This is a genomic window from Pseudomonas sp. RGM 3321 (assembly GCF_022836805.1).
In the GTDB taxonomy this organism is placed as follows: domain Bacteria; phylum Pseudomonadota; class Gammaproteobacteria; order Pseudomonadales; family Pseudomonadaceae; genus Aquipseudomonas.
In genome coordinates this window covers 397,333-422,912 of sequence record NZ_JALHBH010000121.1, presented here as the reverse complement: position 1 = coordinate 422,912, position 25,580 = coordinate 397,333, and the positions used below count along the sequence as shown (strand labels likewise).

At 58.1% G+C, this 25,580-nt stretch carries 11 protein-coding genes; 2 read left to right on the top strand and 9 right to left on the bottom strand.

The window, feature by feature from the left end; genetic code table 11:
- Positions 1-16: 16 nt before the first annotated feature.
- The 4 genes from kdpC to kdpF are packed head-to-tail and all read right to left on the bottom strand — an operon-like array spanning position 17 to position 4,525.
- Positions 17-589: a potassium-transporting ATPase subunit KdpC gene (gene kdpC / locus RGM3321_RS27280; protein ID WP_244395628.1), complete on the bottom strand. Its 573-nt coding sequence runs from the start codon at positions 587-589 to the stop codon at positions 17-19.
- A gap of 54 nt (positions 590-643) precedes the next feature.
- Positions 644-2,722, bottom strand: coding sequence for a potassium-transporting ATPase subunit KdpB (gene kdpB, locus RGM3321_RS27275; protein ID WP_244395627.1), 2,079 nt, complete (start codon positions 2,720-2,722; stop codon positions 644-646).
- Positions 2,723-2,732: 10 nt separating this feature from the next.
- The gene (gene kdpA, locus RGM3321_RS27270; protein WP_244395626.1) at positions 2,733-4,427 is read right to left on the bottom strand and encodes a potassium-transporting ATPase subunit KdpA; all 1,695 of its coding nucleotides are present in this window, start codon (positions 4,425-4,427) and stop codon (positions 2,733-2,735) included.
- A 2-nt stretch (positions 4,428-4,429) separates the two neighbouring features.
- Positions 4,430-4,525 carry a K(+)-transporting ATPase subunit F gene (gene kdpF / locus RGM3321_RS27265; RefSeq protein WP_003406089.1) on the bottom strand — a complete coding sequence of 32 codons (96 nt, stop codon included), beginning with the start codon at positions 4,523-4,525 and terminating at the stop codon, positions 4,430-4,432.
- A 242-nt stretch (positions 4,526-4,767) separates the two neighbouring features.
- Here kdpF and RGM3321_RS27260 point away from each other — a divergent pair, with 242 nt between their 5' ends.
- Complete coding sequence (locus RGM3321_RS27260; RefSeq protein WP_244395625.1) at positions 4,768-5,031, top strand: helix-turn-helix domain-containing protein; 264 nt, start codon at positions 4,768-4,770, stop codon at positions 5,029-5,031.
- 85 nt (positions 5,032-5,116) lie between these two features.
- Here RGM3321_RS27260 and RGM3321_RS27255 read toward each other — a convergent pair whose 3' ends face one another.
- From RGM3321_RS27255 to RGM3321_RS27235, 5 genes are all read right to left on the bottom strand, one after another.
- Positions 5,117-9,940 carry an RHS repeat-associated core domain-containing protein gene (locus tag RGM3321_RS27255; RefSeq protein ID WP_244395624.1) on the bottom strand — a complete coding sequence of 1,608 codons (4,824 nt, stop codon included), beginning with the start codon at positions 9,938-9,940 and terminating at the stop codon, positions 5,117-5,119.
- 92 nt (positions 9,941-10,032) lie between these two features.
- Complete coding sequence (locus RGM3321_RS27250; RefSeq protein ID WP_244395623.1) at positions 10,033-10,518, bottom strand: hypothetical protein; 486 nt, start codon at positions 10,516-10,518, stop codon at positions 10,033-10,035.
- Positions 10,519-10,554: 36 nt separating this feature from the next.
- Positions 10,555-15,756 carry an imidazole glycerol phosphate synthase gene (locus RGM3321_RS27245; RefSeq protein ID WP_244395622.1) on the bottom strand — a complete coding sequence of 1,734 codons (5,202 nt, stop codon included), beginning with the start codon at positions 15,754-15,756 and terminating at the stop codon, positions 10,555-10,557.
- Positions 15,757-15,805: 49 nt separating this feature from the next.
- Positions 15,806-18,265: a hypothetical protein gene (locus RGM3321_RS27240; RefSeq protein ID WP_244395621.1), complete on the bottom strand. Its 2,460-nt coding sequence runs from the start codon at positions 18,263-18,265 to the stop codon at positions 15,806-15,808.
- A gap of 17 nt (positions 18,266-18,282) precedes the next feature.
- Positions 18,283-20,154, bottom strand: coding sequence for a hypothetical protein (locus RGM3321_RS27235; protein WP_244395620.1), 1,872 nt, complete (start codon positions 20,152-20,154; stop codon positions 18,283-18,285).
- Between the two features lie 282 nt (positions 20,155-20,436).
- Here RGM3321_RS27235 and RGM3321_RS27230 point away from each other — a divergent pair, with 282 nt between their 5' ends.
- Complete coding sequence (locus RGM3321_RS27230; protein ID WP_244395619.1) at positions 20,437-25,536, top strand: RHS repeat-associated core domain-containing protein; 5,100 nt, start codon at positions 20,437-20,439, stop codon at positions 25,534-25,536.
- Positions 25,537-25,580 lie beyond the last annotated feature (44 nt).

Sequence of the window (25,580 nt, the reverse complement as noted above, 5' to 3'; positions counted from 1 at the left end):
AACACGGCGCACTTTGTTACAACTGCGCGTTGCGCGGTGCAGACGGTAACTGATTCAGGCTCATATTCAAGGCCAATACGTTGACCACGGGCGGGCCGATCAGCGGACGTTGCGTATTGGCGTCGATCAGCGCCTGTACTTTCTCCAGCGGCAACTGGCGCGCCGCAGCAACACGACCGGCCTGCCAGGCAATGGCTTCAGGTGACAAATGCGGGTCCAGTCCGCTGCCGGAGGTAGTCAGCAAGGCCAGTGGCACCGGTTCCTGAGAGGCGTTGGCCAGTTTCGCGGCGTCCTCTTTCACGCGAGTCGCCAGCGCCGGGTTGCTCGGCGCGAAGTTACTCGCGCCGCTGGCCACGGTCACGAATGCACCCGCCGAAGGACGCGACTGGAACCACTCATCGCCGGTGAACGACTGGGCGATCAGCGCCGAGCCGCGCACCTTGCCTGCCTCGTCGTACACCAGGCTGCCGTTGGCCTGCGCCGGAAACGCCACTTGCGCCACCCCGGTGACCACCAGTGGGTAGGCCACGCCGGTGATCAGGCTCATCAATACGATCAGGCTCAAGGCCGGACGCAATACATTGGACATCTGCACATCCTCAATCAGGTGAGGCTGCACGCCGACCGGCGTGCAGCACAGGTTTCAAACAAGGCCGAGTCCGACCAGCAGCATGTCGATCAGCTTGATGCCGAGAAACGGCACAATGATCCCGCCCAGGCCATAGATCAGCAGGTTGCGACGCAACAGATGCGCCGCGCTGGCGGCCTGAACCCGCACGCCACGCAGGGCCAGCGGGATGAGCACAACGATGATCAGCGCGTTGAAGACGATGGCCGAGACAATCGCACTTTGCGGGCTGGCCAGTTGCATCACGTTGAGCACGCCCAGTTGCGGGTAGATCGAGGCAAACAGTGCGGGTAGTACGGCGAAGTACTTGGCCACGTCGTTGGCAATCGAAAAGGTGGTCAGCGCACCGCGGGTAACCAGCAGCTCCTTGCCGATCTGCACCACGTCCAGCAACTTGGTCGGGTCGCTGTCGAGGTCAACCATGTTGGCCGCTTCGCGCGCCGCCTGGGTGCCGTCATTCATCGCCATGCCGACGTCGGCCTGCGCCAGTGCAGGTGCATCGTTGGCACCGTCGCCACACATCGCCACCAGTCGGCCTTCGCCCTGCTCGTGACGAATCCGCTCCAGCTTTTTCTCGGGCGTGGCTTCGGCCAGCACATCATCGACACCCGCTTCAGCGGCGATGGCTGCGGCAGTCAGTGGGTTGTCGCCAGTGACCATCACCGTGCGAATACCCAGCTTGCGCAGCTCTTCGAAGCGCTCGCGAATACCCGGCTTGACCACGTCCTTGAGATGAATCGCGCCCAGCAGCCGACCATTGGCGCAGACCAGCAGCGGCGTGCCGCCGGTCTTGGCGATCTTGTCGACTTCCCGTGCCAGTGCAGGCGGCAGCTCGCTACGCTGCAAATTGATGAAGGCCAGCAGCGAATCCACCGCGCCCTTGCGGTACACATGGCCCTGATAATCCACACCGGACAAACGTGTATCGGCGCTGAACGGCACAGCGGTTACCGAGCTCAGGGTCGGCTCGTTCATCGGGTGCAGGTTGCGCAGGAACTCGACGATGGATTTGCCTTCAGCTGTGTCGTCGGCCAGCGAGGCCAGCAAAGCACCCTCGCCCAGCTCCTTGGGCTTCACACCCGGTGCAGCGTAGACAGCAGCGCAGCGACGGTTGCCGAAGGTGATGGTGCCGGTCTTGTCCAGCAGCAGCACATGCACATCGCCCGCGGCTTCCACGGCGCGACCGGACTTGGCAATAACATTGAGGCGCACCAGGCGGTCCATACCGGCAATGCCGATGGCCGACAGCAAACCACCAATGGTGGTGGGAATCAGCGTGACCAGCAGCGCCACGAGAAATACCAGCGGCAGGCTGCCACCGGCGAAGTGGGCGAACGGCTGCAAGGTGATGACCACCAACAGGAAGATCAGGGTCAGGCCGATCAGCAGAATATCCAGCGCGACTTCGTTGGGGGTCTTCTGCCGTTTGGCACCTTCGACCAGCGCGATCATGCGGTCCAGCGTCGACTCACCGGGGTTGGCGCTGATGCGTATCAGCAGCCAGTCGGACACCAGCCGGGTATTGCCGGTCACGGCCGAGCGGTCACCACCGGATTCGCGGATCACTGGCGCGGATTCGCCGGTAATCGCGGCCTCGTTGACGGCCGCGATGCCCTCGATGACTTCGCCGTCACCGGGAATCATTTCGCCGATCTCGACGCGCACCACATCGCCCTTGCGCAACTCGCTGGCATTGATGATGCGCAGACTGCCGTTGTCGTCCCTGATACGTGCCTTGAGCCCTTCGCTGCCCGCCTTGAGGCTGTCGGCGCGGGCCTTGCCACGGCCTTCGGCCAGCGCTTCGGCGAAGTTGGCGAACAGCACGGTGAACCACAGCCACAGGGCGATCTGCACGCAGACCGAAGTCGGCACCTGCGGGTTGGGGATCACGCACAGCACGGTGGTCAGAATGGCGGTCAGTTCCACCACCAGCATGACCGGCGAACGCTTGAGCTGACGCGGGTCGAGCTTGACGAACGCTTGCACCAGCGCCGGACGCCAGAGGGCCGCAATTCCGGTTTTTGCCGATTCGGCGGCCTGCGATTCAGTAGATTTCGCAGCAGCACTTTTTGCAGGATTAATAGGTAAGTTCATGATCGGTTCCTCAAAAACCCAGGCTCATGTGTTCGGCAATCGGCCCCAGTGCCAGGGTCGGCAGGAAGGTCAAGCCACCCACCAGCAGAATCGTGACGGTCAGCAGGGTGACGAACAGCAAGCCGTGGGTCGGGAAGCTGTTCTGTCCCTGCGGCGCGGCCTTCTTCATAGCCAGGCTACCGGCCAGGGCCAACACCGGCAGGATGTAGCCGAAGCGGCCGATGAAAATCGCCAGGCTAAGCATCAGGTTGTGGAACACGGTGTTGGCACTGAAACCTCCGAACGCCGAGCCGTTGTTGGCCGTGGCCGAGGTGTAGGCGTACAGCAACTGACTGAAACCGTGTGCGCCGGGGTTGCTGATGGCACCGGCCGGGCCCGGCAGGCTTGCGGCAATCGCGCCCAGCACCAGCACGCCGACCGGCATCACCAGCAAGGTGGCGACCAGCAGCCGCACTTCCTGCGCTTGCAGCTTCTTGCCCAGGTATTCCGGGGTACGGCCAATCATCAGACCCGCCAGGAACACAGCGATCAGTACGTTCAGCAGCATGCCGTTGAGGCCCACACCCACGCCGCCGAAAATCACTTCACCGACCATCATGTTGACCAGCGCGACCATGCCGGTCAGAGGGTTGAGACTGTCGTGCATACCGTTGACCGAACCGTTGGACGCTGCCGTAGTGGCCACGGACCAGAGCACGGTGCCGGTGGTGCCGAAGCGGGTTTCCTTGCCTTCCAGCGGTGCGGTCTGCTCGACACCGGCGATGTTCAGCGCCGGGTTGGGCTGGTACTCGGCCCACAGCGACACCGCGGCGCCGATCAACAGCAGCGCCAGCATGCAGCCGAGAATCGCGCGGCTCTGGCGCATGTCCTTGACGTAGTGGCCGAAGGTGAACACTAGTGCAGCCGGGATCAGCAGGATCGATACCAGTTCGAACAGGTTGCTCCAGGCCGTCGGGTTCTCGAACGGATGCGCCGAGTTGACGCCGAAGAAGCCACCACCGTTGGTGCCCAGTTGCTTGATCGATATCTGGCTGGCCGCAGGGCCCATCGGCAGGCTTTGATCCGCACCTTGCAGGGTCAGCGCATCAATGTAATGGCCGAAGTTCTGCGGCACGCCCTGCCAGACCAGAAACACGGCCAGCACGATACTGATCGGCAACAGGCCGTAGAGGGTGGCGCGGGTCATGTCGGCCCAGAAGTTTCCCAGGCTCTGCGAAGAACGACGACTGATACCGCGGCATAGCGCAACCAGCACAGCGAGACCGGTGGCGGCGCTGACGAAATTCTGCACGGTCAGGCCGACCATCTGGCTCAGGTAGCTGAGCGACGCTTCGCCGCTGTAGGCCTGCCAGTTGGTGTTGGTGACAAAGCTCATCGCCGTGTTGAAAGCCAGCGACCACTCCATGCCCGGCAATTTCTGCGGGTTGAGCGGCAGCATGCCTTGCAGCATGAGGATGGCGAACAGCACGACAAAGCCCGCCAGGTTGAACGCCATCAACGCCCAGGCGTATTGCTTCCAGGACTGTTCGGTTTTCGGGTCGACGCCGGAAATCCGGTAGCAGGCCCGCTCGATCGGCCTCAGCACCGGGCTCAGCCAGGTGCGCTCGCCTTCCATGACCCGATAATAGAAACGTCCCAGCCACGGCGCTGGGGCCAGCAGCAGGACCAGAAAGGCCAGAATCAACAGATAATCGTAACTGTGCATGATCACTCCTGACTCTGGTCGGCGCGCAACAGCGCCACCAGCAGATAGATGAACAGCCCGACTCCCATCAGCAGCGAGATACCATCCATAACGCTCATTGAAATTTCCCCCATCAGGCAACACCGATACGGCACAGGCCGCGTGGGGAGATTGTCCGCAGGCAGGGTGTAAAGGCGCGAGATCGACAGGCTGGCCAGGGCGTAAAGAAGCTGTAAAAAAGCGCTACAGCCTTGACGGCGCAAGGCCTTCACGGTCCTGCGGCGCTGTCATTTATGTCAGGTTCGCGTTAGGGGGTGCGGGGGTATCGTGGTGCGGCGATCTTCAGGGAAAGGACTTCACCATGCTTCGCGACAACGGAAAACCACCCGGCACCACACCGCCCTCCCAAACCACACCCGCCACTGTCCAGTTGACTGTCAAGGAACGACAAGTCCTGGAATGGGTGGCGATCGGCAAATCCGCCTGGGAGATATCCCGGATACAAGGGTGCTCGGAAGCGACCGTACACTTTCATACCAGCAATATCCGCCGCAAGTTCGGCGTGACTTCATTGAAGGCGGCGCTGGTGATGGCGATCAGGCAGGGGGTTATTTTGGTGGAGTGATATACAAACGTACTTCAAGCTTCTGAGTTAAACCGAGCAACGACAAATCTGTTGTTACCCGGTTATTCTGGGAAAACGCGTGCCATCAAGAATTCCCATCACCCAGGTAACTGCGCTCCGCTTTGGGAACTCTTATTCCATCTCTCCTCGCCAAAGCATTACCCAGCGCTATCCTTTGGTTTTGAGCAGTGACAGCCTGATTAATATCAAACTCTTTCGCCGAGCGCTTGAACACCTCTCTTGCATATGGAGTGATCGCTCGTTGCCCGACATTAGTTTTGGCAAACGTTGAAGCCTCGTTCAGGTCCTGAAACGGTTCATAGTTTGCTTGTGCTGTTTTGTATTTTTTGACGGGACTTGAAGTATCACGCCCTTTGAAAACTGCACCATCAAGTTTCGTCCGAACATTGTTCAGTTCCTTGAACGCGACATTCGATTCTGCCGCATTTCTCGCCACATGCTTGTCAATATTTACGACATCCTTAACCGTCACTCTACTTAAACGGGCTGGCTCACCGTATCTGGTCTTGAGGAAGCTTTTGGGGATATTCTTGGCCGTCGAACTGAGAGGCGCCTTAAGAAGCCTGATCAACGCCCCCCAAGGACTATGCCCCGACGGATCCACCCTGTTCACCGGATCGCCCTCAACATACGCATACCCATTCACCCCACCCTCGCCAAACGGACTCCAGCTATCGGGACTGTTGAAGCGCATCAACACCGGGCTGTAGGCCCGATAACCATTGCCCAGCATTTGCCAGCCGGTATCCGCTTCGGCCAGTTCGCCGTTGAACCCCAGTTTGCCAAGTGCGGGGGCTTTACCGCTGGCGTGGCCGTAGGCCGTATACCACCTCCGGTTGACGCCGTCGGCACCTAGCTCGCCCAGCACGCTATCGCTGCCGTCGGTGGCAAGCAGCAGCGTGTGATCACTCTGCTGTTCGGCCAGCAGGTAGTCGTCGCCACGCGTGAAGGTACTCTGGACATGGTTGCCGAGCTGATTGGCCAGCTCTCCGTCGCGATAGAAGCGCAGGTCCCTGTCGCCGCCACGGGTCTCCCCGGTCAGTTGGTCCTGGGGGTCATACTGGTAGTGAATGCCGGCTGACGGCGTGCCTACTTCGATCAGGCGGCCGAGGGGATCGTATTTGAGCGTGCGCCCGGCTTCGTCTATGTCCAGATTGCCGTCCAGGTCATAGCGGAGTTTGATTTCAGCCGGGTAATATTGATCATTGCTGTTCGTTACCCGGCTCAACTGCACGGGATCGTCACCTTCGTAAAAATACCGGGCATTGTTGGTACCGCCATCGAAGCGGGTCGTGACAACCGTCAGGTTGTTCGCGCCATCGAAAATGAAATTCTGCGCGAGCAGGGTCCTGCCATAGGGGTCCACCGGCCGTTGAGTTCCCGTGCATTGGTATTGAATCAGGCGACCGGACGTATCGTAGCGGTAGGTTTCGTCACGGAGTATTTCCGTGCCCTGGCTCAGGGTACGCTGGACCATGTCATCCACATCGTCATAGACCTGAACCATCTGTTGCTCGACATCGTCGAGGTCAAACGTACGCTTTACTTCCCGACCCAGGTCATCATATTCAAGGCTGATCGCGACGGTTCTTTCGCGGCTGCTGTCGGTTTTGTCGGTGGTGGTGATTTTTGCGAGGCGACCAAAGACAGTGTCGTAGTCGAACGTCGAATAGACCTCACCCAGCGAGGTTTCGTAAAGACGACCGAATTTGTCATAGCGATTGACCTGCTCCTGTCCCAGTACGTCGGTGTAAGACAGCAGCAGACCCTGTCGGCTGTAGCTGTAGAACATGTCGTAGGTTTTGCCTGCCGAGGTACGCTTCTCGCTTTTCAGCGAGCCTGTACTGTAATACGTGCGATCCAGTATCTCGCCCTGCTCCGAGGAATGAATCAGACGAGCATTCTGCTCATCGTAAGTGTAATCGGCAGCCATACCCGGCTCCGCAATCCGGACCGGCCCCGACTCTTTCAGCGGATCGACTTCGCGGGTGGTTTCAGGTTCAGGCACAGCTTCGGACTGCACCCTGCGCCACGGCTCATCGCCCACCTGGGGCTTGTATTCATAGTCGATTTTCCGCTTGCTGGGCAGGGTTACCGTTTTGGGTTGCAGCAGACCGGTGTCGTAAACAAGCGTACGTTTACGCCCCCCGGTGACAGAACTGACCAGACGATCCAGCCCATCGAACTCCTGCTCTCCCAGCACAATGCTTTTGCCGTTGTGCTCGATGCCGATACTGACGGGCAAATCCTCGCTGCTGTAGCTTGCATAGCTGCGACGCACGATGGCCCTGCTTGGCAATGTGGACTCGATCACCCGATCGAAGACGTCGTAAACAGAGGTGGTGCGCCGCCCGCCGTTTGCCTCCCCGACAATTTCCTCGACACGGCGGCCAAGGCCGTCGTAATGGTACTGGCTCAGGCTGACCGAGTTTTCAGCCTGATCCTTTCGCTCGCTGCGGGTCGGCTGTTCGAACAGGTTCATCCAGGTCTCGGTGAACTCGCTTTTACCGCCACCGTTGCCTTCGATCCAGCTACGCTGAATCGGGCCCTGCGATTGCGCCGTACCAATGGGGTCGGTCTCTTCGAACGTCTTGACGTTATCCGGGCCGGTGACGCAGCGCTGTTCGCCCCAATCGTCGTATTCGAAGACGCTTTTGAGCGCAAGATCCTGCTGGCCCAGCCAGTCGAACTCGGTCTCACTGACCATGAGCCCCCACGCATCGTAAACAGCCGCGTAGGTCTGGCGAGGCTTATCGGCCCGCGCAGGGTTATCTGCGTCATCCCGTTCCTCATAGACGACTCGGTTGAGGCCATCGAAATGACTGCAGGTTTTTACCCTCTTGACGTCGATGAGCGTCTGCATGGCCTGATCAGTCGCCCTGGCACATAGCTGATACTCGTAACTTCTGGTCGCCCTGTAGGTTTCATCATTTGGCGCCACGGTTTCACTCAGTACACGCCGCAGGCTGTCGTAGACGTAGCGAATTTCCACATTGTTGTCGTCGCGATTGAGCAAGGGTTCGCCGTTGAGCAGAGAATCCTCCAGCGTAATGACCTTCTCCGCACCATCGAAGCCGGTCACGGTCTGTACGGTTTGCAGCACCGTCGCGGCGTAATGGTTGCTCTCAGGGGAACCCTTGGCGAAGCGCTCAGCGAAGCCATCAGGCAAGCCCTGGACCGGGGGCTCGAAGGAGCGCTTGAAGATGCTGTAGGCATACGCTGTGCTGGTCAACTTCCCGCCCATGATCACTTGCTGCAGTTTGAGTCGACCGTGCAGGGCTGCGTTGTTCGGCTCATCGAAGTATTGATAGGTCGTGCGTTGCTGTTCCTGCTCACCCTCAGGGGCCTGCATCAATAAGGTCTCGCTTTGCGGTGCAAGCCATTCCTGTAGCTGGCCGCCATCCACCGCAGGCAACGCCAGGTAGCGATAGCGGGTGACAAGGACCGGTGCCTTGCCGTAGCTGGACACGGCCGGGATGACCTTGCTGCTTTTCATCCAGCGAACGAAGCCTTCGGGGTCTGGCGGGCATCCGTCCTCACCGGCGGCCGGATACCACTCACTGACCTCGACCAAACCGTTGGCCTGAGTCTGAGTGAGAAGATTACCGTGCTTGTCATACGTGCTGCTGACAGTCTCGCTGCGCGGCACACTGCCGTCTGACGACAGCCGCCAGGTGGTCTGCACCTCTCTGGGTAACTGGCAGTAGGCTGGCTGAGTCAAAAAGGGTTGTCCTGGCTCGATGTAGTACCGAGTGTCCACCTGCATGACGGTAAGGTTCTTGCGCGTGGTTTCTCGAGTGAGCAGGTGAAACTGGTTGAAGGTCCGTTCGATGCTGCGCTCGGCATCAGCCTTGCCCGCGACCTGGACACGCAATGTCTCGGTCGACGAATACTCGTACGGCTGCGCCCCGAGGTATCGATACAGATTGTCCAGACCATTGTCTTCCCAGGCGATATCCAGCCCTGCGCCCAGAAAGTTGCGCTCGCGCCCGGCGCTGTCCTGGTAAGTGTAATAAACGTCCATTTGCGCCTGACCCAGGCCGGGCGTCGTGCGATGGCGCGTGACTCTGGGCAGAGCGGGACGTGCCGCCCTCGCAGGAAACTGATGGCCGCTGTCGGTATAAAAGACCTCTTCCCGACCGCCAACGGGTGTTTCCACCGACGTGATGCATAAATGCTCACGGATCGTGCTGTATGCAAAACGCCAGGAAGCAGCATTGTCGGTCGGCAATTCGATACGGTTGACATGGTGATTCGATCCGGCCAGCACCATCACGAAGGTCGCATCCGGGCCATCGCCAGTGGTCATGCGCAGCTTCACCGACGTTGCGTCGCGGCTGATGCCGAGCAGGACCTGACCCGAGTCATCCTTGATTTCGCTGAGCATTTGATGCCCGCTGAAAGAAGCGTAATCCAGCGTGACACTGTGGCCTTCAGGGGCAAATACGCGCACAGGCAGCGCGACTCTGTTGGTGCCGCTGCCGCGCATTTCAAGCTGCTCAACCAGACCGGACTTGTGCACCACCCGGTAGTGGTTATCGTCCTCCTTGTACAAGTGGAAGCTGTCGATTTTCTTTTCCGACATCAGCATCTGACCGTTGCCGGTACTATCGACCTTGAATGTCTCGCCGCTGCTCAGCGATACGATCTGGTTACCCGGATCGTACTGCGACAATTGCAGGTTCCAGCCAAGCCCGAAACCGCTGTCCAGGCGGTTGAGAGGGTTATAGTTGAGTGCCAGCGGCATGCCCGGGCCACGCAATCCGTTGGTCTTGACGTCGGGCAAGGTGATCGCCACTGTATATTGCCCGGTACGGGGGTCAACGCCGCTCTGTACATAACTGAGAAAGTTGAACGCGTTGGAGTGTACGGAAGTCGATGCTGTCATGTTCCATGAACCTCGAAGTTTATGTATTGAGATAACCGTCACCCAGGGAGGCGACGGTTAAGCAGGCCTGACAAGTCCAGTTGTACTAAAGGCTAATTCGAGACATCGACACGGACGCAGGACAACTTGCCTTTTATGTTTTCATCACCGTCATACGCCTTGATCACAACAACGCCGCGACTGACGATGGTGCCGACCGGCTTGCTTCTGAGCTGGTCGAGGGATATCCATTTTGTTGTCAAGGGGTCGATATACGTCTCGAGTCCAAATACCCAGCCTCCCGAATCATCACAATCTCTGGATTCCAGGTATATCCTCATGGCTGAGCGCACGTTATCCAGTTTGATGAAACTCATCTGATCGTTCGTGCACGAATGATCGCCCTTGTTGAGATAAACCGTGTCGTCCTGGGCGGTAAAGGTGCAGTTCTTGCCTCCGCCATCGGCGTTTTCTGCAAGCATGATCAGTCGAATCGCCTGTGCCTGGGGCTTTGGCACGGGGCTGTGGGACGGGACGAGCGTACAGCCTGTCAAACCCGTAAGCGCCATGCAGGCCAAGGTTTTACTTAACGCATTCATGATAATGACTCCCTGTCAGTGTGTTGCATCAATGCCTCATTCGGGCAGCGTTCCCGAATAGTAGGTATGCATGAGACGGTTGCGCCTACCGACGCCGTCGGCCAGAAAACCGATTCGCCGTTTATGGGCATTGCCTTGCTTATCGATCAACAGAACTACCAGGTCCCCCATCAATTTGTCGCGTGCGGGGTCACCTTCCGGGATGTATTGAAGGCCCCGGAGGCGGTGCAGGCTGATGACCAGTTTGCCGGCCTCGAATACGGACATCTTGACGTCAATGTCCAACGACTTAATATCTCCCATCACGTCCTGAAGCGCTTCGTCGAAGTGCACTTTGCTTACATCACCGATAACCGCCGGGTCGTCAAAGATAACCCCCGTCCAGCTGAACATGACTTCTGCTTCCAGCTCGCTTTCCCAGAGAATGATCGAAGTATTGATCACATCACTGTCAGGCTTGGAGGGCAGAAACTTCAGCGTTTCGAAATTCACCCATTGCTGGGTATCAGGGCTAATGGCAGCCAGCGTCCAGTAATCAGTGGTTTCGAACTGGTAATCGAAATGCACATCCTCACCAAAGTCCGGAGGCCCACCCACCGGCGGATCAGCCGGAGGATCTCCGCCCTCCCCCTGAGCACGCCGCGGAATGAAGGTGTAATTGCGAGTATCGAACGTGGGCAAGCGTCGCGGGGTGATTTCAACCGTGCTGTTCACATCTTGATACTGCACAGAGGTCCACCAAAAGCCGGTGGCGTCAGCCTGAAAGGTCGCGTAGAAGACGCCGACGAAGCCCGACTCCGCCCGACTGTGAAGGTAGAAGTCCTGCGCGACTGGCCGTGGCGCATTCAGGCCCGATTCAGCAGCGAAGACGCCGGCCCCGGACAGCTCGAAGCGGTTATGTTGGTTGCGCACGCGCCACGCCTGGACATCACCCTCCAGAATGCCGTCGAGATGGGGGAATACTGACTCGATATTTTGACTGGCTTCATCGTCTACCAGACGCATGGAGGCCCTTTCGGTAGGGCTCAGCTCGTACTCGATTTCGTTGTTCGGCATCACTTGGGTCTTGATCTGCAGCCTGAGTTGCTGATAACCGTTGGGGTACAGATTGCCTGTAGTATGGTCAGGCGATGACGAGCCTGGGACCGTGATGGTAAACATCGACATTTCGGTCCAGCTACCTTCATCAATGACTTCGGATAATTCGATGACGCTATAGCCGCACGCCAGAACCACCCCGTTGTTCACCACTTCACAGCTAACTACGCTACTGGCGACAAGCGTCTGATCGGGAGGCATGAAAAGCCCCTGCTGATCGACAGTGCCTGGCCCACCCACCACCTTCCAGCGTCGCTCAAGCCCGGGCAGCAGTGCGCGGTCATCCTGTAGCTGCACCGCTGCCTTTGGCAGTGCTCTGGGTACGAAAGCCGGCTCGACACGCAGCATTTGCTGCCCGTTGGCGACAAGCACCGTTGCGATGCCAAGGTCATTGCCCGACGCTTCTATCTGTTGCACGGCCAGCGCTCTTTTCCCGGACCTGGCATCCGGACTGAAAAGCGCGCCCTTGCCGGCCTCACTCAACCAGCCAAGCTCGGAGCCCAGCAACGCCCAGCTCACCGGGCTGCCGTCAAGCGTCGAAGCCGCCAGCGAGACCGTTTGCAGCGCAGCCCCCCCTGGCACTACCGTTACACGTGGCGCCAACTCCATGCTGCGTGATACCACACCCACCAGCGCCGAGACCTTGACGACAGCGCCTGACTCTTCATACGTGGCTGTGATTACCACGCGCAGCGCGTCATGGCCGATCGCCTCAATACCCGCCGCCGTGTAGACGCCGCTGGAAGAGATGCTGCCGCTTCCGGCAGCCAGGTGGCTTTGAATGCTTAATGCACTCCATCTGGTGGCCGGTATTTCTTCGCCTTGCGGGTTGTACAGGACAAAACGCTGGGTCTGCCCGGCCGTCAGGGTCGAGAACAGGGGTGTGATACTGGCCTGTGTCGACCGAAGGCCGCCAAACAACAGCAGGTCATCCGGGCGGTGCTGCTCAAGTGGTTCGAATACGCATCCACCGGTGAACTTCAGGCTGTCCGCCACCTGCAGGCCTTCACGCTTGATCATCGACTGAGTCTCCTGCGAGAGCATCAGCACCGTGCCGTAGGTTGACTGACCGTCTGCCCCACGATCATCAGGTATCGGGTAAACGAAATCATCTGTCGGAGGAAACACGCCTTCGGCGTCGCTATCCTGCGCGTGCATGAACAGCACAAGCGCGCCATCACCGGTCGTGTCCATGCGCGTATCGCTTGAACGCGGCGCGGCGCGGGTAACAAGTCGCAAGCTGCCTGGAGTCTGAACATGATAGCGATTGAGCTGTGCCTGCAGCACTGAGAAAACCCGGCGATGCAGAGCAACTTCCTTGAACTCCTCAGCAAAGAAATCCGCCAGTCGCTGGTTGATCGCATCATCGACGCCCCCCAGACTACAGGCAACGCCAGCCCCGCCAGCCAGATCGAGTAGCACATGCCCCTCCTCATCCACGAAGAGGTCGACAGTCATCGCCAGCCTGAAGCCCATGGGCTCGCTGATGATGAAGCTGCCGGACACGGTGGTTGCGCTGCCCTGCGGCTGATGCAAACCGCTGTAACGGCCAGACACGATGTTCATCGTGACGAGGACACTGCTGTAGCCCGGCGAGTCAGGCAGAAACGACAGGACCGGCACGCCCAGCTCGACCTGTTTCAGACGAACAGTGTCGCCTTGTCGCTCATCCACCACGATGTCGCCGGTGAACAACGGCAAGAAGGCCAGCTCCTGATAGCGCTCGATGTACTGTTGCTCGATATGCCGGTTGAGTTCACTGCGACTGACCGCCGCGACAGCTCCCCAGCCCTGGGTCAAGGTACCTGCACCCGCGCGCTGCACAATACCGCTCAGTGAAAGGGGCATTGCATCGCCTGCCGTGCTCCCCGCTGGCCCGGTCAATGCCTGCAACACACCGGAGGGGCCACTCAATGGCAGCGGCAGAATCAGGTGCCCGGCCAACACGCCAAGGATGTCCGGAAGTTCTGCAAACACCACAACGAAGCGTTCGGGTGCTTCGGAATCGCTGCTGTACACACCCGCGCCGTCTATGGAGCCCGGCCCTTTAATACTCCAGGTGACTGGAAGGTCGCGGCCATTGACGATGACTTTCAGCTCGGCACGCTGATCATTGACGCTGACAAGCGTGATGGACAGCATCGGAGGGTGGCGAACGACCAGTACCTGAATTGACTGGGTGTGCTGATCGTCGCTGACCGTTATTGTGTCCAGGACATAGGTGTTCCCTTCCCCACCCGCACCGGCGACGTAAACCTGCTCATGCGGCGCACCGACATTCTCCTCAAGCGTCCCGCTTTCTCCGGCTACCGGATCGACCACCGTCCATTTCAGGGCACTTGCACGCGAACTGCGTGCTGTAAGCGCTACCCGCTGACCGTGATTACACACCTGAATCAACGGGCTTACGCTGACGCTGCTGGTGAGCACCGTCACCACAGCGGTACTGTCATGCCTCGACACCGGGTCCATCGCCTTGATCAGTACACGCTGAAAACCCTGCTTTACGGGCAACGCTGCGGGCGCCGTATACCGACCCTGCTTATCGATTTCTCCCAAACCTTCAGTACCGCCATCCGATGGATCTTCCAGGGTCCAGACGATGCCCGACCGCGCAGGCTGGGTGGTCAATTGCAGCGCTTCTCCCGTAGCGATCAATGCCTGGTGCCCGACGATACTGAACGTCGACGCACCGGGATCGATGCGACCGAACACGGCCTGGTCATAAGGCAGGCGATTGAGTACAGGTTGCAACACTTGCTCGTCAGGCAATAACAAGCCGCCCAGAAAACGCTCGGCGCCAGTTGCATCCAGGGTTTTGCTCAACCCTTGCAGCAACGCGTGTTTGACGGTGTAGGCCACGAAACCGTTGACCTGCTCCAGCTCCCCGGAACTCAGGTTGTTCAGTGTTCCTGGAACGGCGCTGACTTCATGGTCGAACAAGTAAGGTGTATAAAGATGCCCTTCCACTGCCTGATCATCCGACCCACCTTCGGTCAGATGAAACTCATGCCTAAGGCTGATGTTGAAGGTAGCGTTGCGCGATTGCCATTGATCGCTGTCCAGCGCTCTGTAGCGAAAGCCCAGCGTGCAGGGAAATTCCCAGGTCTGCGTGGTCTGGCCGTACTCGAAGTCAATGGTCAGGGGATGCTGAGCGTTGAAGGCCTGAACGCTGAACGGTTCCGATTCAAAGACGAATTCCGCGCTCCGATATTCTCCAGCCGGAACTGCAAACGTGCCGGCCTGAGCGACCATCCGCTGCAGCGGTTTATCGTCCGGAACGCTGAAACTGAAGTCAGGCGCTTGCAGCATCTGTATCACCGCATGGCCAAACGCAGCACGATGCAGTGCGTGGGAGGAAAACACGGCGGTCGCAGAGTACGACTGCTGAGCATCGTTGGGAATCAGGTAACGAAAGTCGGAATCGTCACCCGGAATCCCGCCCGTCACACCGTATTCCATGGTCGTGAAGAGCAACAAGGCACCTTTTTTATGGATCGATGCAGCATCGGGGCTTTCAAGCTGTGACCGCACATCGATTCTGCGTACTTTGAGCAATTCGCTGCTTTGCTCGTTGAAAAGACCCAGCCTGAACTGCTGCTCATGATTTTCCGGGTTGCTGAGCCAAGCCAGAAAAAAGTCGCCGATCTTCTCTCGTTCAATAGAGCCACCCGGAAAATCCAGCGATAGGTTTTCAGCCAGACCAAGATCCACCACCAGATCCGCGCTTTGACTATTCAGTTCCAGGTCGAAGTCCAGGCCCGGCGCGTTCAGCGGATCGTAGGCAGCGATTCTTTTAACATGGTGCTGTCCTTGGGCGCTATCTACCAAGGTGTGCAAACCGGCGATAACCGGAATGCGCCAGGCCAGCAGGGAATGCTCCAGAGCACTGTGCTTGAACGACAAGGCTGGCGCCCCGAGAACACAGCCCGAGAAAAAATGGGAATCATACGTATCGGGAATCGTGATACTTCCGTCCGGCACCGGATGTGACAGCCCCTGAGCCAGGCCCTGTTGGTAAACACGCTCGAGAAGCTCGTTGACCTTGTCGCCATCCAGAGCAATGATCGCGTCCCAGCCTCTGAGACGCGTGGTATTTTTCATCCATGCCAGCAGACTTTCCGCTGAATAACCAGCCATGACATCACCTCCTGTGATGTTGATATACATAAAACCGATGTGCGTTCGGTTATGACGCCTGTACTTCTTGGCCCTTCATCAATTGCAGCTCCGTGGCAAACCGGTCCATCGGTAGCGGCAATATGATATGCCCCGCTATGACATCAAAGACTGGATGAGGGGCCTCGGCAAAAATCAGCACAAACCGGTCAGTCGACGAGATGTCAGGGGTGTACAGGCCCTCACTGATGCTCCCGCTCCCGGCGCCTATTCTCCATTTGACGCCGGCCAGCGTAATGCCATTGGCAAACGCTTGCAGTTGAACCTGATCGGCACGAATGGTCACAACGTCCACGCGCGTCCCGATTTTCAAAACTTTTACAACTTTCATGCCTTTTACAATGCGCACGACTTTCACAGTTCTCACCATTTGCAGAACTTCAGAAACCTCCACGGTTTCTAGAACTTTCACCGTTATCAATGGGGTTTGATGCTTTACCAATACCCACGACGAAACACTCGCCTGCCCGCTGGTCACGACTATCTGATCCAGGACATAGTTTTTGCCGGGCACCTTGTGCACCGCGACGTAACGGTGATCACCACCAGCCAGTGCACTGCCCTCCAGAACACCGCTTTCGCCGGGAACCGGATCCTTGAGCGACCAGTGAATTTCTTCTGTGCCGAGCGAACCTGCCTCGAGTTCCACAATCTGCCTGGCGTCACACACCTGAATCAACGGATTGACGGTAATCGGGTTGGTCAAGATCGTGACCAGTGCCGAACTTCGATAGTTCGAGTTCATGTCAGTGGCCGTCACCCGAACACGCGTGAACGCAAGCTCGGTCAAAGAGGCTTCCGGCGCGTAATACCGGCCGGTGCCGTTGATGGCACCGAAGTTCTGCGCATCACCTTGCAGACGTTCGACACTCCACATCACATTCGCACCCGGCGGTTGAATGGAGAAGGTGGTGGAACTGTCGACCACCATCAGGTGCTCCGCCGGGCTGACGACAAAGTCTGCCCCGGAACTTTTGATGCGGCCGAAGGCGGCGATGTCTCTGGGCGCACGAAGTACGTCAGGCACAATGGCTTCGTTGAAATTGAGATCGATACTTTCCCGAATGAACGCGCTGATCGGCACATTGGCTTCAAGATCACGCTTCAAAGTGTCCCTGATGCTGGCCTCGAATCTTTGCGCATTCAGTGTCGCAAAGTTGGCCCCCACCGTGAAAATAAGTGCGGCGACTGACAGGCTGGCTCCCGGATTGGACTTAGAAATCACTTCACTGCTGGTCGTGCTTATCGCCAGGCTGGGCCTGAGGACAAGGTCGTTGGCATATTCGGCAAATGTGTAAGCACACGTCACAACGACAGTGACCACCTTGCTCGCCGTGAGTGCAGGGGTGTCATAGCCTGGCACGGTCAGAATGACCAGTTCTTGTGCCTCCGCGGTCCAGGTAAGTACTGCGCGTCCCTCGTCATCTATCTCTACTGACAAGGGTTTCTTGCCCGCTGCATCAAGTTGAGTTCCAGCACTCCAGAGTTCGGCTGTCACCGTCACACCATCGACTCTGACCGGATAGGTCGCAAAGCCTGGTTGCGAAGTGATGAATATTCCCGAGCTGGCGGTTGCCTTGATCAATCGGCCGGAAGCGTCATGAACCCTTCGGAAAGTCAGGCCGTCGAAAATCGAAGAAATCGCCGTCATGACTTCGCCTATGAGCACTGCCGCCTTGAACGTACGCTCCGCACTGAACAACACGGTGGCCGAGTAATCTTTCCCGACATCATCCGGTATCAGGTATTGGTACTCTACCGGGATGTTGCCGCCTTCCTGACTACCCTCCAGGCGAATGAACACCAGCACGGCCCCGTCGCCGTAGTTGGCGGCATGCGGGTCGAGAGGTGCAGCAGGATTGGTCTGGGTGCGCAGTTTGAAAGACTGTGGGTGCATCAGATTATTGGGGGAGCCACGCTTGATCACGCCAAGCGTCCATATGCGCTCCTCGTCCGGCAACGCGTTGAACAGGACTTTGAAAAAAGCTCCGCCGAGTACCCGGTCAGCCCTGTCAGCCGCGAAGGTCAGAATGAAATTGTCACTGTCCTTGAGGTCGAGCCGTACCCGGCCATCACTCTGGACAATGCCCGGCACCCTTTCCAGCGCAAGATCCAGTGTCAGCTTCGGCCCCTGCAGCGCATCGATATGGATAACCCTGTAGGCTTCCCAATTGTCGACGTTATTCTTCATCGTCAATTGAGTTCCGCCCAGGATCGAACAGGTCAATGTCGCATGCGACTGACCGAGTTTATCGTTCGAGAACGCCAGTCTGGGCGCATCCAGAATGAAGTTGTGAATGTTTTCTTTAAACCCCTCGCTCAGTATCACCTCTCCGCTCACAGGCTTCAGATAGGCGTTCGAGGAAAAACGCGCGATGTACTCCTGAAGCAACAGGTTATTCACCTTGCCTCGGGCCATGGCAGCGATGGAATCCCAGCCCCACATCACATTGTTGTCGGGGTTTTTCATCCACTCGGTCAGGTGGTTCAGCGTGTTATCGGCCATAAGGTTACGTCCGTGTATGTGTGGGTCATGCCGGTGGCCGTTGCGTCCTGCGCCAGCCCGTCGGCCTGTAGAGAGTGACCGTCCAGTACGATGAAATCGATAGACGGAAACTGTATGTAATTCGCCCCGTCATCAAAGCTGACTTCGACCGTGACGATGTTGGTCAGACTGTTTCTTTGCAGACTGTCCAGGAAATCCCTCGGGATGATCACCGGCACCTGCCTGGCATCGTATTCCGCCTCAGTAAGCGGTTCGGCGGCGCCGGTACGTAGCCCGAGCGTTTGTGGCGAACCCGACTGGGACAAGCCAGTGACCTTGATTCGTACCCGTTGTCCGGGTGCCATGTAGGCCCAGGATGCCAGCTCAAGAAGCGCACCTTCTGGTGGCACACAGCCGAGGTAAAGCAGGGTATCGGTAACGCGTGGTCGCATGATCTGGATATATGGCCAAACGGGGCCCAGGCCTCTGACTTCCAGCTTGAAGACTGGCGAAGTGCCTGATTGCAACGGTGAAACGACGCTGTAATAGACGCTCACCCACTTGTCCATATTGGCCGGAACCGCTGTGGACGGGATGATGAACAGGCGCGGATTGTCTAGCGAAGGATCAGCGATAAAGCTGCCCGTGCCTGTATTGCCCTCCCAGTGCATCTGTATCGTGTAGTCGTCGCCGATGAACACATCTTTCGGTATGCGAATTTTCACCCCGCTCAGCAGCAACGAGGCATAGATATAGCCCACTACTCCCCATTCTTCAGAGCTCTCGATGTGGGCGTCGTCGATAACGGGCGCAGGAAGATCGAGCGGACGGCTCAGCGTGACCTTGAGCGGCAACGAGCTGGCGGCATGGCCCGGTCGCGCGTACTGATACATCAGCTCGATGTCCTTGCCGTTATTGGCAGAAAGCCAGGCCTTCGACAGCGAGAACTGCAGTACGCCACTGTCGATATTGGATATGTCGGCCCTCAGGGTCTGCACTAGCTGATTGCCGCTGGAGATGTAAACCACGACATCGTCATCGATCTGCATGCCGAAAGGATCGATCAGCAGGGTGATGCCGCCAGGGAAGGCTTCCGGGTCCAGTGAGCCACCGCTGAAATCCTTGATCCTCAAGGCCGGCAATAACGCCAAGGAGGGTATGACCATGGCGAGCAACTGGGTGACCGAAACCGTTGTCAATGCGGGATCGCCGTACTCGATGAGGTAGCTCATCAGCGCGAAGCCACCCGTTTCAATTGGCACCAGTTCGTTAGTCGGTATCGACCACTGCAAAGGCTGGCCCACCTCTTCCACGGCCAATACCCGGGACAGGATAATAGGGAGCGCGAAACTGCCGTCACTGTAATAAAGATCCAGTGTAAGGGTCACTTTGTCACCCTCGCGCATGGCCAGATACGACGGCGTCACGATCGACAGCTCATAAAGATCCCACAGCAGGCCGGGGTCAAGCTTCAGATCGTGAGACTCCTTGCATTGTGGCACCCCCAGCCCGGCGGCGGCTGGCGGACGTTTGCCGACATAGAAGAACAGGCGCAGGGATTCCTCGATGCTGCCTTCGACTATGTACGAGTAAAACACCCAGCCATTGTCAAGCCTCATCAGCAACGGGTTAGTGATCATCAGCAGCATACCTTCAGGCTGCAGCCCCGCGACCTCGAGCAAATCGTTGACGTAGTCGTCCACTTCGCCCAGGGCGCCGCAACCTCGCCAGTTGGGCATGAACCGATCGCCGTTCTTGATCCCTGGGTAGTTGATCCAGGTGGTCAGGTCGGCACTGCCCAACTGATCGAGATCGAGGTAGTTCCCTGGCTGCTGCAGGTCAGGCACCTTGGGGGCGGGGAAATTCAGCGCCATGAGTGAGACTCCTTTCTCGTTTCCGCTGAAATGGGTAGGTCGCAAGGGTTGGCCCTGCAAGTGCGGATAGGACTTTTTTTACGCCGATGCCCATCGGTTGCCCACTAGCACTACTGCTAGGTTGTTGCCCGGGTAAGGACTGTTAGGGTTAGGCAAGACTTCCAGCCACACGGACGCCTCGGGGAGTTCAGGCTTGGGGGTCGTCAATGACCAGAGCGCAAGGACTGCACAATCGTCAGACACCGCTGCGCTTGGCACGCATCAATCAGCGAGGTCCGCTCCATGGCTGCTTCCACTTCCGTGCACTCCAACGCGCTCAATTTCATGAGTTGTCTGAAAAGCGGCGTCGACCCACGCACCGGGCTTTACAACATGTCGATCAGCATGCCCGATCTGCAGAGCAATGACCTGCGCGGGCCAGGGTTCCGACTCGACCTGTCCTACAATCAGCTCAATTCGCTGGACAGCGGCTACGGCCTGGGCTGGAACCTGCAGTTGTCGCAGTACGACCCTGCCACCCAGATCCTGTCCCTGAGCACAGGCGAGACCTTCCGGGTCGACGGCACCGGCAGCAACGGTCTACTGACGATGACCGAAAAAAAAATTGACACCTTCCACTTCTACAAACGGGACGATACGTCTTACCGGGTGGTGCACAAATCAGGTCTGGTGGAAATCCTCAAGCTGCACAGCAGCGGTAATAAAAAAATGGCCTGGGCGGTAAAGATCATCGCCCCGTCGGGACACAGCATCGCGCTCGAGCACACGGTGTTCAACAGCAGCACCTACAGGCTTGCTTCGATCACTGACGACCTGGGTCAGACGCTGTTGGCAATTGCACGCAGCAGCACATCCGTCGAGCTGAAACTGCGTCCGTACGCTGGCACTGGCGGTACTCCACTGGCGCGCTTTTTGATGACCCTCACCGGCAGCGCAAAACACGTAACGCGCATCACCCTGCCCACCAAGAACAATGCGTCGTGGCGCTTCGAATATGGCCTGGAGAACGGCAATCAATCATGTATCAAGCATGTAGAGACGCCCTCTGGAAGCAGCGAAGACATTTACTACCAGGATGAAGGCCATGCGTTTCCATCCAGCGCCGCTCGCCAGCCCATACCCAGAGTGACAAGACACATCACCGATCCCGGCCTCAGTCAGGCAAAGGTCGATGTGCGATATACCTACAAGGACGGCCAGCAACGCTCACGAAATTTTCTCGGTGCCGGGTTGCCCATCGCCTGGGAGGACGACGGCCTGGACAACCTCTATAAATATCTGCAGGACTACAACTATGTCTGTACCGAAAGCCTGTGGGTCGACAACAAGGCCGTGCGCAGCATAGAGCGCACCTTCAACCGCTTTCACTTGCAGACCCGTGAAGTCACCACCCAGAACAAAAACCAGCAAACGGTCACCACCGCCTACAACATCCTCGCGGGCTTGCATTACTCCAGGCAGCCCGACGATTGTCAGCTACCCAGCGAAGTCACCACTCGTTGGCAACGGCTGGACGAGCCTGAGCGGACGCGCACAGAAACCGTCATCGATACCTATGACCGTTACGGCAATCCGCTGGTGCATACACGCGCCGACGGGATCCAAGAAGTCAGCAGCTGGTACCCGGCCACCGGTGGCGACGGTTGCCCGGCCGATGCGGAAGGGTTTGTCTCCCGGCTGAAAGAAAAAGTGGTCAAACCCGCCCCTTCGTCGCAGCCCGGGGCCCCTACCCTGTCCACACGTTATCGCTATAGCACGTTGCCTGCGCTGACCGGTAGCGAGCTACCTGACTGGATCGTGCCAGAAACCGAAACACTGCTGCAGCTTGAAAGCGATGGAACCTCTGTGGAGTTGCAAAAGATCCTGCTGGAGCACATCAACCAGCCGGATGCGCCTTTCCAGCATGGTCGAACCGGGAGAAATATCGAGTCCCTGAATGGAAACGACACCGTTACCATCTACGAGTACAGCCACGCCAGCATCAGTCACAGCAACAGCCGCAAGGACAGGGGCAAGGGCAAGGGCAACAGCAAACACTTGGAGGTCCCGGTACAGCTGATAGAGATCACCACTATCGGCTTCGACAATGCCCGCATAAGCAATCAGCAACAGCAGTCGTTGTTGACCGGCCAGGTGCTGATGACCCTGGAAGAAGGCGTGGAGATCCGCTATGTCTATGACGCGCTCAACCGGCTTACCAAGGAAGTGATCGCACCGAATTCAAGTGCTGGCTATGAAGCCAGTCGCGAGTACGAGTACACCCTGTGTTCCGCTCCGGGACAGCATGCAGAACAAGTGCTGACCGACGCCCGCAAGGTCAAGACCCGCTCTGTCATGGATGGCCTGGGCCGGGCAATACTTGAGGAACGAGACCACATCGACAGCAATGATCTGAAAGCGATGCGCATGATCCATACAGCGCAATACAACGCCTGGAACAATGTGCAATACGAAACGGCTTACGACTGGTTCGACAACCGGCAACTGTGCGCCACGAGCAGCACCTACGCCTACGACGACTGGAACGTCCAGTCCGTCGTTACCACTGATCAAGGCGTGCAGACGCACCAGTACTACGACCCCATCGGCAGTGCAGAACATAACGGTACTGTTCAGAGGACGTGGGTGCAAAGCGGTGACGCAGAACCCCTGATCAGTGGTCGTAGCGAGACCTGGTTGAACATGTTCGGCAAACCGGACAAGATCAAGAGCCAGAACGCAGCAGGAAAAGATCTGGGCTCACAAACCTTTCTCTACGACGGAATGGGGCGCTGTACGCAGCAGACCGACGAGTCAGACGACACAACCCTGTTCAGCTATGACGCCTGGTCGCGCATGGTCAGAACACGCTTGCCGGATAGCAGCGAGGCGCATCGTGAATATGAACCGTTCAGCACCACCGAGCTGCCGATCAGCCTGAACGTGATTCATCGGGACGGTATTACCAAAACCCTGACAGGCAAACAGAAGTTCGACGGGCTGGGGCGTCTGACACGGACACAGGCAGGGAAACGTGTCGAGCACTACCAGTACGAGGATGGTCAAATGCAGGTCAAAACCCGCACGACGGCCATGGGTGATGCCATCAGCTACACCTACAAGCGGGAGCTCACCGACCAGATCGTCTCCAGTACTGCACCGGATGACGCTGCCCGTTTCGACTATGACAACGTCAGTGCCCGCCTGGTCTCTGCCACCAATCAGCAGGGCAAGCGCGCTTACGCTTATGACGCGCATAACCAGCTGACCCAAGAGACCTGGGAAGATCTGCAAGGCCGGACCTGGCAAACCCTGCATCGGACATCCTTGCAGGGCCGTGCGATGTATCGCATCGATGTCGAACAAAAAGAGGTCAAAAACCCGGTTAAAGACATAGTCAAGGGCCGGGTCAGAGGCGGCGTCAAAAACAGTGTCAAAGGCGTGGAAACGAGTTACCGGTATGACACGTTAGGCCGACTCGAACGTGCCGTTCAGGGCAACGTGGAGGTGACCACCCGGTATGACACACTGGATCAGCCCTGCGAGATGACAACCCATGACATCGTCGCCGGGACCCGCCTGGTAAACCGTATGGAATATGACGACCAAGGGCAGGAAGTACTCAGGGCGCAGATTGCCGGCAATCACCTTGTACGTACGCTGGAACAGCAATGGCAACCCGACGGGCTCATGCGAAGCCGCCACTTGCGGGAAGCGGACAACACGCTATTGCTGGAAGAGTTCAGGTATGACACCCGAGCCCGGCTGACCGGCATCACCTATTCAGGCAGCAAGTTGCCAGTGCACGCTTCCGACAAGGCGATGCTCAGCCAGACGTTCACCTTCGACGAGCTGGACAACATGACCCTGAGCTATACCAAATTTGCCGACGGCAACACTGAAACAGCTACTTTCCGCTATGGCAAAGAGGGTGACCCCGACTCCGAGGACCGATGCCAGTTACTGGGCATCACCTACAGGCCTCCACGGGACACGCCAGACCCGACGTTCAGCTATGACGCCAACGGCAATCAGTGCGCTGACGAGCATGGCAACCAGTTGCACTACGACAGCCAGAGCCGCCTTCTACGGGTGGCAAAACCGGCGGGTGAGCCCATCAACACCTACACGTACGACGGCCATGATCATCTGGCCACCAGCCGCAATGGCAGTGGCAGCGAAATACTGCGTTTTTATCAGGGCCAGCAATTGAGCAGCACGGTGCAGGACGACCGACGGACTCAATTTCTGCACATTGACGAGCAACCCGTAGGCCAGCAGATCATCGGAGAACCTGCCAAAACCCTGTTGTTGCTGACGGATGCGAACCAGAGCGTTCTCGGTGAGTTCCAGCAGGACACGTTGCGAACAGCTGTCTACAGCGCCTACGGCGAACGCCACAGCGATGACGCGCTGCTCAGCGTTGCAGGGTTCAACGGCGAGGTGTGCGAACAAGACACGGGCTGGTACCTGCTGGGCAACGGCTACAGAGCCTACAACCCGGGCATGATGCGTTTTCACAGCCCTGATTCCTTGAGCCCCTTTGGTGCAGGCGGGGTCAACCCCTATACCTATTGCCTGGGCAATCCCATTGCCTGGCGCGACCCCACCGGGCATGACGCCAGCTCCCAGAGTGGCAGGCTGAGACGACCCGATGAGGATGCGATCCCTGCAGAGATGCCGGGGGGCATTGGAATGATGACCTGGGTCATGCTTGCGGTTGGCGTAGCGTTCACGGCAGCGGGTGCCTACGCGACATATGCATCGTTTGGATTGGCCGCGCCCGCCTCGGTTCCTGTAACGGTCATGGGTATCGCGATGACCTCACAGGCGGCGGCCTACGTCGCAACCGGGGTGCTGGCGGCAGGGACCGTTCTGGGAGCTGCATCAACGGCTGCCACTGCTTATGGTGCAGCGAAAGGAGATAACACAGCGCTTCGAGTAGGGGAATACTTGAGCTATGCCGCGATACCTTTGGACATCGCTGGGGGTTTTTTGAAAAGTGCGGTTAAAAGCGCGATCAAGGCTTCGACCAAGGCTCTGACCAATGGAAATTACCAGGCCGCGATGGGAAAGGCATTCGGCTCAGTAAACGCAACGTCGATTTCGCCCATAACCGGCGGCAAAGGGTTGCCAAAAGCCTTGACCAGCACACAACAAGGCGCAGTCGACGGGCTGGCGAGCATGCTCTCCAGCAGGAATAACGCATCGCTCGCCGGCGACTTTACCGCCACACGAACTGCCCAGACTCCATTTGCCAGTGTTCCCTCTAGTGGAGTGCCAGATATTCCAAGGGCAATAGCGCCGCCAGCGCCGCCAGCGCCACTTGTATTGAGGCAGTTTCTTCCCCGCATCGGGACAGACGGCGCCTGGCAACAATCCGTTTTCCTAATAAGACGTTGAAGTTCGATTTCTCGCCATCGACAGCTATAAGCGCTTGTCGGTGG